General features: G+C 40.5%; 7 protein-coding genes and 1 pseudogene. All 8 read left to right on the forward strand.

What is annotated here, in order from left to right; all coding sequences use genetic code 11:
• Window positions 1-85: 85 nt before the first annotated feature.
• A pseudogene (locus ACFFAP_RS00250) lies at window positions 86-2,059 on the forward strand (SDR family NAD(P)-dependent oxidoreductase); the annotation flags it as partial.
• A gap of 84 nt (window positions 2,060-2,143) precedes the next feature.
• On the forward strand, window positions 2,144-2,668 hold the full coding sequence (locus tag ACFFAP_RS00255) for a phosphopantetheine-binding protein (RefSeq protein ID WP_375509362.1): 525 nt from the start codon (window positions 2,144-2,146) through the stop codon (window positions 2,666-2,668).
• A 334-nt stretch (window positions 2,669-3,002) separates the two neighbouring features.
• The gene (locus tag ACFFAP_RS00260; protein WP_375509333.1) at window positions 3,003-4,586 is read left to right on the forward strand and encodes a condensation domain-containing protein; all 1,584 of its coding nucleotides are present in this window, start codon (window positions 3,003-3,005) and stop codon (window positions 4,584-4,586) included.
• Window positions 4,573-5,592 carry a TauD/TfdA family dioxygenase gene (locus ACFFAP_RS00265; protein WP_375509334.1) on the forward strand — a complete coding sequence of 340 codons (1,020 nt, stop codon included), beginning with the start codon at window positions 4,573-4,575 and terminating at the stop codon, window positions 5,590-5,592. The genes ACFFAP_RS00260 and ACFFAP_RS00265 overlap by 14 nt, the downstream gene beginning before the upstream one ends.
• Window positions 5,593-5,714: 122 nt before the next feature.
• A complete protein-coding gene (locus ACFFAP_RS00270; protein WP_375509335.1) occupies window positions 5,715-6,470 on the forward strand; it encodes a class I SAM-dependent methyltransferase in 756 nt (251 codons plus the stop codon).
• A 223-nt stretch (window positions 6,471-6,693) separates the two neighbouring features.
• Entirely contained in the window at window positions 6,694-9,906 is a 3,213-nt protein-coding gene (locus ACFFAP_RS00275) for an amino acid adenylation domain-containing protein (RefSeq protein ID WP_375509336.1), read from the forward strand.
• A 9-nt stretch (window positions 9,907-9,915) separates the two neighbouring features.
• Entirely contained in the window at window positions 9,916-14,808 is a 4,893-nt protein-coding gene (locus tag ACFFAP_RS00280; protein WP_375509337.1) for an aminotransferase class III-fold pyridoxal phosphate-dependent enzyme, read from the forward strand.
• Window positions 14,809-14,851: 43 nt separating this feature from the next.
• Window positions 14,852-15,610: a class I SAM-dependent methyltransferase gene (locus ACFFAP_RS00285; RefSeq protein ID WP_375509338.1), complete on the forward strand. Its 759-nt coding sequence runs from the start codon at window positions 14,852-14,854 to the stop codon at window positions 15,608-15,610.
• The last annotated feature ends 152 nt before the right edge of the window (window positions 15,611-15,762 follow it).

Below are 15,762 nucleotides of genomic sequence, written 5' to 3' on the forward strand. Positions count from 1 at the left end.
CAAAGACAACAAACCAGAGCCAGAAGAAAATTCCGAATTGCCTCTGAATACCTATTTACAAGGGATCATGCGAGCAGGTATGCAAGAGGTGGTAAAGTCATTACCATCTGACGTTAACCTGAGAATTCTAGAAATTGGTGGTGGACAGGGTATTGCCACGACAGAATTGCTACCTCTATTGCCATCTGAACGAACTAACTACACTTTTACAGATGTCGGTGGTTTGTTTTTGAATCAAGCCAGACAGCAGTTTAGCGCTTATCCATTTGTTGAATATCATTTTCTAGATATTGAAAAACCGCCAACTGCACAAGGGATCAACAGCCACAGCTTTGATGTGGTGGTAGCTGTTAATGTATTGCATGTAACCCAGAACATGACAAAAACCCTAGAGCACGTGCGATCGCTATTAGCTCCTGGAGGATTCCTGCTATTGTGGGAGATAACTCAACCACAATTAAACTTTGATATTACCGATGGTCTGTTGATGAATCCGTTAGAGGATGAAGGACGCAGCCGTGGTAATCCATTTTTGTCACAGGAGCAATGGCAGGACGCACTACGTTCTCATGGGTTCGTTGAGGTAGCAGCTGTCTCTGAAACTGAAGCTTTCGGCGAACAGATTTTGGTGGCTCAGACTGCTGCATCGCTAACTGACTCAGCACCTACAGCATTTACAGTCACAAAGCAAAAAGCTCCTAAAGAGCAATACCAAGACTTATTAAGTAAAAAGTCAGATATTGCTGACTGGTTTTACATCCCTTCTTGGAAACGCACCATGCCGCCGCAACCTTTTCAACCCGGATTTGGGGTAACCCAACCAGGATGCTGGTTAGTGTTTGTGGATGAGTGTGGCTTGGGTGAAAGGTTGGTAAAACGATTAGTACTTGAAAAGCAAGATGTTATTACCGTCAAAGTTGGAGAGCAATTTCAACAGAGTAGCGAATATTCTCAACACACATATACGATTAACCCTGAAAAAGAGAATGACTACAACACCTTACTCAAAGAACTTCGGACTCTGGGTAAAATCCCAAAAAGGATTGTTCATCTGTGGAGTGTGACACCAAATAGTTATACAAACTCAGCAATTGAAGCTTTAGGCTGGTCAAGTCTATTGTTTTTGGGGCAGGCGATCGCAGAAAATAATCAAACAGATGCTGTAGAAATTGGCATTGTCTCCAACAATTTGCAGGAAGTTACAGGTTCAGAAATCCTGTCTCCAGAAAAGGCATTAGTTCTTGGAGCTTGCAAGGTTATGCCATTAGAGTATGCAAATATAACCTGTCGCAGTATTGATGTTGTAGTTCCTGAATCAGAAAGTGCAGAAGAACAACTCATAAAAGCGCTAATAGCAGAACTCACAACCCATACATCTGACCAAGTTATTGCTTATCGTGGACGTAATCGCTGGGTACAAGATTTTGAACCTGTTCAATTACATGGAACTGTTGCGGGAAATTTCCTCCGAGAGCAGGGAGTATATCTCATTACTGGTGGATTAGGAGGTGTTGGTCTGCTGCTGGCAGAATATCTAGCACAAACCGTGCAGGCAAAACTGATCTTACTAGGGCGTTCAGCTTTTCCTGACCAAGATAAGTGGTCTGAGTGGTTATCTACTCATGATCAGCAGGATAGCATCAGCCAAAAGATCCAAAGATTGCAGGCTATGAAGACATTAGGTGCAGAGGTAATGGTAGTCAGCACCGATGTTACCAACCTTGAACAGATGTCAGTAGTGCTTAAAAGAGCCAATCAGCGATTTGGTGAGATTCATGGAGTAATTCATGCAGCCGCAGTTTACGGCGGAGGAATGATGCAACTCACCACAAAAGAAACTGTAGCAAGTGCCATAGCACCGAAAGTACAAGGAACACGAATACTTGAAACCTTATTCCAAGAAAGCAAGCTAGATTTCTTTGTACTCTGTTCATCCCTAAGTTCCTTTGCTGGCACATCTGGAATGGTAGATTATACTGCTGCAAATGCCTTCCTTGACTCATTTGCTCAATACAGTGCTGCTAAATATGGAACATGGAAATTCATTAAGTCTATTAACTGGGATAGATGGAACAACGTCGGAATGGCGATTCCTGTTGAAGCACGGCATCAGGAAATCACAGGAAAAGAGTTGATAGCAGGAATGGCCGCTTTTGAGGGCATAGAGGCATTTAAACGTATTTTATGCAGTAGCACAGTTCCTCAGGTCATCGTTTCAACACAAGATTTTCTCAGCTTGATTAAGCCAAAGGAGTCTGCTGAATCCTTGGAGGAAAAATTAGCCCAGTTGAGCCAATCCAAACCAACTCACCCCCGCCCTAATTTGGCGAATACTTATGTTGCTGCTAGTAATGAAATTGAGCGAAACCTTGCTGACGTTTGGCAACAACTTTTAGGTATTGAAAAAGTGGGCATTCACGACAACTTCTTTGAGTTAGGAGGAGACTCTTTATTTGCCACTCAATTAGTTTCTCAACTATGTAAAGTTTTCCAAATAGAACTCTCTTACAAAGGCTTCTTTAACGGCCCGACTGTAGCTGAGTTAGCTGAAGTTATTGTCCAAAAAATGGCCGAGCAAACAAACTCAGAGGAATTAGCTAGAGCCATAGCAGAGATTGAACAACTATCAGAAAATGAGGTACACGCAATAATTACTTCGCAAAATTAAGTAATTAACTTGATTTCAATGAAATGAGAAATACTCCCCGACTAAATATAACTACGTAAGCAATTAAAGGTTTGTAGTGAGGGCTTCAGCCCTCAAAGTAGGGCTAAAGCCCTCACTACAAACGAATTTCAATATTTTTTACATTAGTTAATATAGTTTGAATTATTCTCACTGACTTACTCAAATTCTGCTATCGATTTTTTACAAACCTAAACGGACAGGTATTGAAATGGACTTTTTAGATCTGTTTTTATTGAGAAATTATCCTGACAGAATGATAAGCTTGTCAGAAGACCGTCTTGTATCTCATCAAAGGTAGAGGCAGGGAATTAAAATGAGTGACCTCTCGCAACGGATTGCTGATCTTTCACCAGAAAAACTTAAACTTCTGGTACAACGGCTTAATAATAAAAAAGGGGAAATCTTATTGCGATCGCAAACGCAAATAGTTCCTCAAAGTCGAGAATTAAACTCATTTCCTCTATCCTTTGCCCAGCAGAGGTTGTGGTTCCTCGACCAGTTACAACCTGGCAATAGCGCCTACAACATCTCTGTGCCCATGCGTCTTGAAGGATGGCTGAATGTGGCAGCCCTGGAGCAAAGCTTCAAAGAAGTTGTGAAACGTCACGAAGTTTTAAGAACTACATTCACAGTGGTTGATGGACAACCTCTTCAAGTTATTGCTCCGAGTTTGAGATTCACATTACCAGTAGTAGATTTACAAGAACTCCCTCAAAATCAGAGGGAGGCTGAAGTGTTGCGACTGGCGAGTGAAGAAGCCCAACAGCCATTTGACTTAGCCAGAGGCCCTTTGTTGCGAGCTACTCTATTGCAACTGGCGGCGGCAGAATATGCATTATTATTGACGATGCATCACATTGTCGCAGATGGCTGGGCAATAGGTGTGCTGATTCATGAAATCGCAACTTTGTACGAAGCTTTTTCTGTTGGCAAACCATCACCGCTTGTAGAACTATCCATCCAGTATGCAGATTTTGCTGTTTGGCAACGACAGTGGTTACAGGGACAACTAGAAACTCAACTTGCTTACTGGCAGCAGCAACTAGGCGGTATACCTGTTGTGGAATTCCCTAGCGATTGCCCCCGCTCAACAATTCAGACTTTTTTTGGAGCAAGGGAAGCCCTAGTATTACCCAAAACCTTATGCGATCAGCTTAAGACTCTGAATCAGAGGCAAGGCATCACATTATTTATGGTACTGTTGGCAGCATTTGGGACTTTACTGCACTGGTACACCGATCAAGAAGATATTGTTGTCGGTACTGATATTGCTAATCGCAATCAAGCTGAGACAAAAGAATTGATCGGGTTCTTTGCTAACCAGTTAGTATTACGTACAAATTTATCGAAAAATCCTACTTTTCTAGAATTATTAGAACGAGTCCGCGAAATGACCCTGGAAGCTTATGCTCACCAAGATTTACCTTTTGACAAACTGGTAGATGCTTTAAATCCAAAACGGGAATTGAACCGCACACCACTATTTAAAGTCAAACTTGTTTTGGAAAATACCCAAACTCCATCTTTAGAACTTCCAGGTCTAACTATTAGTTCATTAAAAGTCGAAAACAAAACAGTGCAGTTTGACTTGCTCTTGGAGTTAAACGAGACAGAGCAGGGACTATTTGGGATATGGGAATATAGCACTGACTTATTTGAACGGGACAGCATTGTGCGGTTATCAAAAAATTTTGCAACACTTCTAGCGGAGATTGCAACACACCCAGAAGCTAAATTGAGCGAGTTAAAAGCAGTTCTCAATCAAGTAGACAACCAACAGCATCTCGCTAAAGAACAAGTTTATCAAAATACTATACAGCAGAAATTAATGAACGTTAAGCGCAGACCTAACAGTAGACAATCAACATCAGGAAATACAAATCATGACAAAAATTGAATCTTTAGGTTCTGTGAGACGTAAAGCTGTCAATATATCTCCAGAAGACTTAATAAAAACTGAGTTTATCCAGCCAGGAAATAATTTTCCTTTGGTGATTAAGCCTAGTATGAAAGGAGTGGATCTGCAAAACTGGGCAAAGAATAATCGGGAATTTTTGAAAACTGAATTATTACAATATGGAGCAATACTGTTTCGGGATTTTAAAGTCAAGTCAATAGAAGAATTTGAGCAAATCATCGCCGCGATTTGTAAAGAAGCGATGGAGTATCGTTATCGGGCATCTCCACGAACTCAAGTAGGTGGTAGAATTTATACTTCAACTGACTACCCTGCAGAGCAAAGTATTTTTCCTCACAATGAACACGCTTACTCTCCTACCTTCCCGTTGAAAATCTTCTTTTTTTGTATGAGTCCAGCAGCAGAGGGAGGAGAAACTCCAATTGGTAGTTGTCGAAAAGTGTTTGAGCGGATTCCCTCGGATATACGTGATCGCTTCATTCAAAAGAAAGTCATGTATATGCGTAACTTTGGCGATGGATTTGGTCTTCCTTGGCAAACTGTATTTCAAACAACAGATAAAACTAAGGTAGAAGAGTACTGCAAAACCAATGGAATTGAGGTTGAATGGAAAGCAGGCGATCGCTTAAGAACTCGTCAAGTTGGGCCAGCTGTTCTCAAACATCCCCAAACAGGTGAAATGGTCTGGTTCAATCACGCAACTTTTTTCCACGTCTCCACATTGGAATCAACAATACGCGATTCATTATTGACAAATTTGCCAGAAGAAGACTTACCAACTAACACATATTACGGGGATGGTTCTACAATTGAGCCATCAGTGTTAGCTAAACTACGAGCAGCTTATCAACAGGAAATGGTTACTTTTTCTTGGGAAAAAGGAGATGTATTGATGTTAGACAATATGTTATCAATACATGCCCGTCAGCCATTTGTCCCTCCTAGAAAAATTTTAGTCGGAATGGCTGAACCCTATAGTCCCTAGCATTGATATCAATAAAAGACAGCAAGAAACATGTTAAAAAAAATCTGTTGAAATTCATTTTTTCATACCTACTTTTCAGAGCAAAATTTCATAAATTTATATCTCTTTAGGAGAAATGTTTGATGTCTTCAAAAACTTTTTACTCAGGCTATGATTCTCAAGCTTGGATATATAACCAAGCGGCTCCAGAACTCATTAATAAAACACTACCGTCGTTGAAAAAATTGTTGCTATCACATCTACCAGAAGAAGCGCATATTCTCGACCTTGGTTGCGGTACCGGACAACTGGCACAACATCTGCTACTAAAAGGGTATAAAGTGACAGGACTCGATGAATCTGAGGAAATGTTGCGCTTTGCTCGCGAGAATGCGCCAGGTGGTAAATTTATAGTTACTGATGCACGCTACTTAGAATTCCTGTCTATCTTTGATGCGGTTGTTTCCACAAATTGTGTCCTCAACTATATCATCAACCTTGAAGAATTAAGGTGGGTCTTTCGTAACGTGTATACAGCACTTATGGAAAATGGTCTTTTTGTTTTTAACTTGGATGCGGAAGAAGAGTTTCTGAAATATGTGCAAGTTTCCCTTAATGGCGATGTTAAAGACGAGTATGCCTATGCCGAACTACAGAAATATGACCCCGAAAACAAAATAAAGCGACGCCAAGTAACTATATTCAATTTGGTACAAGGAAACTGGCAGCGTTCAGATACTACTCTACTAGAGAAATGTTATTCTAACAGTGAAGTTAAATCTGCTCTGGAAAATGTGGGCTTTACAGAAGTTAGCATTTATGATGCAGAACGTGACTTGGCAAGACACGGACAGGCTGGCAATACCTACTTTGTTTGTCGTAAACGAATAAATACATAAGCCTTAAAAGGTTGAAGATCGCTTGGAGTCAGCAAGGCTAGTATTGAACATTAGTCTTTTGTGTTTTATCTTGCCAAAATAATTTTCCCAATCTTAGCTTGGTTAAGTTCACTAATTAAAAAGTTAGCTAATAAAAAAATGATTTGAACATATAATCCCCAGAAATTTAACTGACAAATATAGAGGTATAAATATGCAAGCAGAAAAGATGGAGGGGTTTCAAATGTCACCTCTGCAAGAACACCTATGGTTACTGCAACAAATAGATAGAAGTGAGGCTTATCGTAGCGATTGTGCAATTTTGATTGAAGGTAATCTTAATATCAATAATTTAGAATTAGCATTGCAAGATGTTGTCGATCGCCATGAGATTATTCGCACCAGTTTTATATGTCTACCTGGGATGACTATTCCAGTGCAAGTAATTACAGATAGCAAAGTAATATTAGAAAAAAATCATGATATTAGTAATTTTAACCCTCAAGAACAAGAGGCAGAAATTGAAGTATTTTTTCAAGAATTTAACCAGCAAATTTTTGATTTTGAACAAGGTTTAATTTTACATACATCCCTGGTAACTATTTCGCCAGATAAATATTTATTATTTATCAGTTTGCCTGCTCTCTGTGCAGATAGCGTCAGTCTCAATTGTTTACTGCAACAACTGACTGTTTCCTACTTAGGAAATTTGAACGAAGAATTATCTGAAGAGCCACTACAATATGCAGATTTTTCGGAATGGCAAAATCAAATATTGGAAGCAGAGGAAACGCAAATAGGAAGAAAATATTGGCAACAGCAAGACTTATCTGCTGTTACACATCCCAAGTTACCTTATGAAAAACAGATATCCGAAAATCACAAATTTAAACCGAAATTAGTAAATTCAATTATTGCCCCGGAATTAATAGCTAATATTGAAGTATTAGCCGAGAAGTATAATACTTCTGCTTCTATATTTTATCTAACTTGCTGGCTGGTTCTGCTCCAGAGACTGAGCGGACAATCAGAGATGATCGTTGCTACGGGAGTCGATGGCAGAAAATATGAAGAACTCAAAGGAGCATTAGGACTTTTTGCCAAATATTTACCACTTCATTGTCATTTAGAAGATAACTTTCGATTCAGTCAAATTTTGCAGCAACTTCATGAGTCTGTAGAATCTATCTCCAAATGGCAGGAGTGTTTTAGTTGGGAACAAATATTAGGAGTAGATACTAAATCAGATATTTTGCCTTTTATACCTGTGGGCTTTGATTTTGCTGAAGAACATACAAAGCATTGTGCAGGTAATCTATCGTTTTGCATTCACAAGCTTTATACCTGCACTGAGCGTTTCAACATCAAACTCTCTTGTAGACGCAAGGATGATTTTTTAAGTGCAGAATTTCATTATGACTCTAATCTATTTTATGAACATGATGTTGCCGATTTAGCAGAGCAATTTCACAAGTTATTAAAAAGTGCCACGGCTCATCCAGAAGCTACAATCAGTGAATTAGAAATTTTAAGCGATCGCACCCGACATCAACTTCTAATTGAGTTAAACCAAACACAGGCTGATTATCCACAAGATAAGTGTATTCACCACTTATTTGAAGAACAAGCAGAGCGGACACCAAACAATATTGCCGTTAGATTTTCTGGACAGAAACTTACTTACCATGAATTAAACGCTCGTGCCAATCAAGTGGCTCATTACCTCCAAAGGTTAGGAGTTGGAAAAGAGGTACTGGTGGCAATTTGTGTTGAGCGATCGCTCGATATGATTGTCGGTATCCTGGGCATTCTCAAAGCTGGTGGAGCTTATATTCCACTCGACCCTAATTATCCATCAGAGCGTTTAGCCTTCATATTAGAAGATACCAAAACACCAGTATTATTGACTCAGCAACGACTACTTTCGGTTTTACCAACCCACAACGCCCAAACAATTTGCTTGGATACAGCTTGGGAAATTATTGCTCAGGAGAGTCAAGAAAATCCCCCGCTAAAAACGCATAGTGAAAATTTAGCTTACGTAATTTACACCTCTGGTTCTACAGGCAAACCTAAAGGAGTGCAGATTGCACATCGCCATTTAGTAAACTCTACAACTGCTCGGATTACTTACTATCAAGAACCTGTTAGCAGCTTCTTATTACTTTCTTCCTTTGCTTTTGATAGTTCTGTGGCGGGTATTTTTTGGACTCTTTGTTCTGGAGGAATTCTTTGTCTTCCCCAAGAAGGGTTGCAATTAGACATCCCAAAACTATTAGAGTTAATCGTCCAAAATCATGTCTCCCATTTATTAAGCCTTCCATCTCTGTATACTATTTTATTGGAGGAGTCCAAACCCGAACAATTAACATCACTTCGCACCGTCATTGTTGCTGGTGAATCTTGTCCAGCAGAGTTAGTACAACGTCATTACCAATTGCCATCAAAACCATCTTTATTTAATGAGTATGGGCCAACAGAAGGCACAGTTTGGAGCAGTGTATATCATTGTCGCTCTCAACAAACCAAAGGGCAAGTATCGATTGGTCAACCCATTGCTAATACGCAGATTTATCTACTTAACTCTCATTTGCAACCTGTTCCTGTTGGGGTTATCGGTGAAGTTTATATCAGTGGTGATGGTTTAGCTAGAGGCTATCTCAATCAAGCCGCCTTAACTAGCGAAAAGTTCATTCCTAACCCATTTAGCGATCGCCCAGGAATGCGCCTTTATAAAACGGGAGATTTAGCTCGTTATCTGAGCGACGGAAACATTGAATTTCTGGGAAGGCTTGACCAGCAGGTTAAAATCCGGGGTTATCGTATTGAACTGGGAGAGATTGAAGCGGTACTGGATCAACATCCAGAGGTGCGGGAGGTTGTAGTTATAGCCCAAAAGGACGAACTTCAGGATATGCGCCTCGTGGCATATCTGGTTGCTGACCAGCAGCCAGTTTCTCTCATTAGTGAACTTCGCCGCTATTTGTTGGATAAGTTGCCTGAATATATGGTACCGTCAGCCTTTGTTCTGCTCAAAGAAATGCCACTGTTGCCTAACGGCAAGGTAGATCGGCGAGTGCTACCCGATCAGCCACAGCTGAATCTGGAAGAAAACCTTGTGGCTCCTGAGACTGAACTTGAGCAAACTATTGCTATAATTTGGCAAGAAGTACTTTACGTCGAGAAAGTAGGCATTCATCACAATTTCTTCGATATTGGCGGTCATTCATTGCTGATGGTTCAGGTACACAGCAAACTGTATCAAACTCTTAATAAAGATATATCAATTGTTGAAATGTTTCAATATCCAACTATTAGTGCATTGGCGAAACATTTAAGTCAACAATTAGCAGAAAAGCCTGATTTGCAACCAAGCCATGATTTAGTTAATAATCGTAGAGAATCAAAAAAACAACAAAGAAAACTCAGACAAAAACATCAAGAAAAAAGCCAGTAGGAGGAGGCTATGATGAATCAATCAAATGCATTTGATAGCCTCGATGAAATAGCGATCGTTGGCATGGCTGGTCGTTTTCCTAGAGCCAAAAATATCGAACAGTTTTGGCAGAATCTCCGAGATGGTGTCGAGTCAATTTCTTTTTTCAATGATGAAGAATTGTTGTCTTCTGGCATTGACCCAGCGACGCTGAGTCAACCTCAGTATGTAAAAGCAGGATCTGTATTAGAAGATATTGAGTTATTTGATGCTTCATTCTTTGATTTTTCTGCGAAAGAAGCCCAAATCACTGACCCACAACACCGTTTATTCCTGGAGTGTGCTTGGGAAGCTTTGGAAGGCGCTGGCTACGATTCTGAGATATACACAGGTCGGATTGGTGTTTACGCTGGTGTCAGTTTAAATACGTATTTTTTGACAAACCTTTATACACAACCAAAAATTATAGAATCAGTGGGCAGTTATCGAATTTCGATTGGAAATAGTCCAGATTTTCTGCCTACATATATCTCATATAAATTAAACCTCAAGGGGCCAAGCATTAACGTCCAAACTGCCTGCTCTACTTCATTAGTTGCCGTTCATTTAGCTTGCCAAAGCTTACTAAATGGCGAAAGTGACATCGTTTTGGCTGGTGGTGTTTCGCTCCAAGTGCCACACAAAACTGGTTATCGCTATCAGCAAGGGGGAATTATGTCTCCCGATGGACACTGCCGTGCTTTTGATGCCAAAGCCCAAGGAACTATTAGCGGTAACGGCGTGGGTATTGTTGTTCTCAAGCGGTTAGAAGATGCTTTAGCTGATGGAGATTGTATTCATGCTGTGATTAAAGGTTCAGCTATTAACAATGATGGGTCTTTGAAAGTTGGTTTTACGGCTCCTAGTGTAGATGGGCAAGCAAAAGTAATTGCTGAGGCACTGGCAATGGCTAGGGTTGAATCTGAGACGATTAGCTATGTAGAGACTCATGGCACCGGTACAGTTTTAGGCGATCCCATTGAAATCGCCGCGCTGACACAAGCTTTTCGCCCCACAGATAAAAAGAACTTTTGTGCGATCGCTTCAGTAAAAACTAATATCGGACACCTAGATGCTGCGGCTGGTGTTGCTAGTTTAATCAAGACTGTTCTCGCACTCAAACACCAGCAGATACCACCCAGCTTACACTTTGAGCAGCCCAATCCCCAGATTGATTTTGCTAACAGCCCCTTTTATGTTAATCACAAGCTTTCAGAATGGAAGTCGAATGGTAGTCCTCGCCATGCGGGGGTTAGTTCCTTTGGGATTGGCGGTACTAATGCTCATGTGATTCTTGAAGAAGCTCCTGCTGTTGAAACTTCTGGTTGTTCTCGCCCTTGGCAGTTATTGCTGCTCTCTGCTAAGACCAGTTCTGCACTAGAAACTGCAACGGAAAACTTAGTAAAACACTTAAAGCAACATTCTGAACTTAACTTAGCCGATATTGCTTACACCCTGAAACTAGGTCGAAGGGCTTTTAGCGATCGCCGAATATTAGTTTGTCAAAACCTTAACGATGCAGTCACAGTCTTAGAAACGCCTGTTTCAGAAAGGGTTTTCACCAAATTCACCGAACCTTCGGGGCAACAGATTGCATTTATGTTCCCCGGACAGGGTGCCCAGTATGTGAATATGGGTAGAGAATTATACGAGACTGAGACAATTTTCCGCAAACAGGTTGATTACTGTAGTGAATTTCTCAAATCTTATCTGAAATTAGACCTGCGGACATTATTGTATCCGCATCAGCAGACGGAAGCCGCAACACAGCAACTACAACAAACTCATATTACCCAAAGCGCAGTATTTGTAGTTGAGTACGCCTTGGCTCAGTTGTGGATGGCTTGGGGTATACGTCCGAATGCAATGATTGGTCACAGCATTGGAGAATATGTCGCAGCCTGCATTGCTGGTGTGTTCTCCTTAGAAGACGCATTGGTACTCGTAGCCAAGCGAGGACAACTGATGCAGCAACTTCCATCGGGAACAATGATCGCTGTTTCACTACCAGAGCAAAAAATCCAACCCATGCTAGGAGAAAAACTCTCTCTAGCTGCAATCAACGCCCCAGGTATGTGTGTAGTGTCTGGATTGGAAGAAGCGGTTGATGATTTAGAAAACCGATTGGCCAAGGAAGGTGTAGACTATCGCCGTCTGCATACTTCCCATGCTTTTCATTCCCCAATGATGGACTCGATTCTATTGCCATTCCAGGAACAGGTGAGCAAAATTAGCCTTAATTCTCCAAAAATTCCTTTTGTGTCTAACGTCACTGGTACTTGGATAACTCCAGCCCAAGCAACAGATCCGAAATACTGGGTAAAACATTTACGTCAAACAGTGCGCTTTAGTGAGGGAATTGCCGAATTACTGCAACAGCCAAAGCGAATTCTTTTAGAGGTTGGCCCTGGGCGGACATTAGGTACCTTAGCTAACAAGCAATCATGCGCCCAGCAAGTAGTTCTTTCTTCACTAAGACATCCACAGCAGCAACAATCAGATGTGGCGTTTTTACTAAATACATTGGGCAGACTCTGGCTGGAGGGAATAAATGTGGATTGGTCAGAATTTTATGCCGATGAAGAACGTCATCGTATTCCCTTGCCAACATATCCTTTTGAGCGAAAAAGATACTGGATTGAGCCTATCTTAGCTAATGATCACAATCCATCCCCTAAAAAGGAAATTTTTGTATCTCAACCAGAAGATGTCATAACCAACTCAATCAAAGCTCCAGATACGCAAGTAGTCAACCAAAAAGACGAGAAACCTATAGTAAATACAGCCATTGAACAGATCATTTCACAGCATCTTCAGGTTATGTCTAAACTGGTAGACTTATTACCAAAAAGAAGTTTGCCCAGAGAAGTTTTGCCTTCATTGGAAGCTATCCAACCTCTTCATCCAGATGGGCAAATTGCTCAAACCTCAATTAATGGTGCATTTAGTGTAAATCAGTCTACATCTACTAAGGCAGACTCTGAGCAACAAATCAAAGACCGAAAAATTGATCCTACACCCAAAGTTGCTTCCCAACAAATCGAGAAAGAATCGATGATGTTGAGTCCCCGTCAGCAGAAACATTTGGATGCTTTAATTGCACGTTTTGTCAAGCGTACCCAAGAATCCAAAAGACTCACCCAAGCTTATCGTTCTTGCCATGCCAATAGTAGGGCAGTATCAGGGTTCTTTCCTTTTATTAAGGAGATGATATATCCAATTCATGCACAGCGTGGGGAGGGTGCTAGACTCTGGGATGTGGATGGCAACGAATATGTAGACATTTCAATGGGGTTTGGTACGCTTTTATTCGGTCATTCGCCATCTTTTGCGATCGCAGCCATCCAAGAGCAGAGCAAGCAAGGCATACTAAATGGCCCACAATCGCGTCTTGCTGGTCAGTTAGCTGAGTTAATTTGCGAGTTGACGGGTGCGGAACGGACAGCTTTTTGTAACGATGGTACAGAAGCAGTGATGGGGGCTGTACGCATAGCACGTTCTGTTACAGGACGCTCAAAAATTGCTTTATTTGCTGGTTCTTATCACGGCGGTTCTGACGCAGTTTTGGTCAAAGGAATAACAACCAACGACGGAACGCTGCGTTCTGTCCCGACGACTTCAGGTATTCCATCATACTTGGCTGAGGATGTGATGGTGCTGGAGTATGGTACTCCCGAATCTCTGAATATTCTTAAAGACCATGCTCATAACTTAGCAGCAATTTTAGTTGAGCCGATACAAAGCAGTCGCCCAGATTTGCAGCCTAAAGAGTTTCTATTTCAGTTAAGACAATTAACTCAAGAAACTGGAACTGTTTTAATTTTTGATGAGGTGGTTACTGGCTTTCGGATGCATCCAGGCGGTATTCAGGCTTTATGGGGTATTCAAGCAGATATCACTACTTATGGTAAAGCTGTTGCTGCTGGCATCCCTATTGGGGTAATGGCTGGCAAAGCTGCTTTCATGGATGCATTAGATGGAGGTATGTGGAACTATGGAGATGAGTCTTACCCCCAGGTGAAAACAACTTTTTTCGCTGGTACTTTTTTCAAGCATCCTCTCGTTATGGCTGTCGCCTGGGCTGCACTCAATCACATCAAGAACAGTGGTTCCAAACTTCAAGAGGAGTTAAATCAACGGACAACCCAATTAGCCGAAACTCTTAATAGTTACTTTGAACAAAAGCAAGTACCGATTCAAGTCGTTAATTTTGGCTCTCTCTTCCGTTTTAATTGCCAGACTCAACTTAGTAATTTACTTTTCTATCACTTGCTTGCAAAAGGGGTTTATGTCTGGGAAGGACGCACCCTTTATCTATCTACTGCTCATACAGATGAAGATATTGAACAGGTGATTTTGGCAGTAAAGGAAAGTGTAGTTGAAATGCAAGAAGGAGGATTTTTTACATCTGAACAGATTTCAAAAAATGGCAGACAGATGATGACCAATCAAACTTTGACTGGCTCATCCTTAAACTTAGTTACTCAATCCTTCCCAGTTTCTTCAAATGCAAAGTCTGCTGATGAGTTGTTTGAAACCCTGGTTGAGCAAATGCCTGATGCTTTAGGGAATACTTATGCCGCTTCCCGTAAAAAGGTTGAGCAAGCTATTGGTAACATTTGGCAAGAACTCTTTGGTTTTGACAACGTGAACATTCATGACAATTTCTTTGAGTTGGGCGGTGATTCTCTAACAGCCCTTCAAGCTATTTCTTTGTTAAATAAAAAATTAGACGTTGACATTCCTATAGAGAGTATTTACGAAGCACCAACTATAAACTCCCTTGCGAATATTATATGCCCTGAACAGAATGAAAGACTTTCTGCTGCTAAACAAAGTATTTCTCGTGGTCAAAGACGAAGAGAAAAAAGAAGTGAACGATAGTCAACTAAAAAGCAATTAATAATTCAACGGAGTTCAACAGCTTATGTCTTCAGAAACTGGCTATTTCGCTTATGATGCTGATATGGAGCGTGTTTTTGCCCCAAACAGCAAAGAGACATACGAAAATTATCTGGTTCAATTAGAAGAATTAGTTCTACAATATTTACCCAAAGGTTCGCATATTTTTGACCTCTGTTGTGGTAGAGGAGAATTAGCACAACTATTGCAGAATAAAGGGTTTCAAGTAACTGGTCTTGATGGCTCTGAAGTAATGCTGCACTATGCTCGCAAGAATGCACCTAGTGTTGAATTTATCCTTGATGACGCACGTTACTTTAAATTTCCTCCTACTTTTCATGCAGTTGTTTCAATATATAATTCCCTAACTGAAGTCACGATTCTTGAAGAATTGGAAAGCATTTTCCAAAACGTATATGCAGCACTTTTAGAAAATGGTATATTTGCGTTTGAAGCGTTTTTGGAAGAAGTTTTTCTTCCATATAGTGTTCCTAATATTACAGGTGATGTTAAAGACGATTATGCCTGGATTGGTTGTACTACATATGACATAGAGAAAAAAATATTTCGAGAAAGCTATACTAATTTCCAATTTATGAAGGGAGAATGGCAGCGTTCAGAAGTGACTTTACTAACTAGAGCTTATTCTATAGCAGAAATTCAGTCTGCTTTAGAAAAGGTAGGCTTCACGGAAGTTAGTATATATGATGAAGAACGTGATTTAGGAGTAGAAAAAAGGGCTGGCAAAGTCTGTATTGTTTGTCGTAAACCACTAATTGCATAGGTCTAAAAACGATGAATTAAAGTTAGTAGACTCTTCTGAATAATTAAAAAAATTTTGCATTTACTTGTTTTCTGGAATAGTTTATGGTATTTCTGTAAAATAAATTTTATATTTGTCGTTAGGGTTGATTTTACAGACAAGCAATAGTTAGA

This window comes from uncultured Nostoc sp. (assembly GCF_964245575.1).
GTDB lineage: Bacteria > Cyanobacteriota > Cyanobacteriia > Cyanobacteriales > Nostocaceae > Nostoc.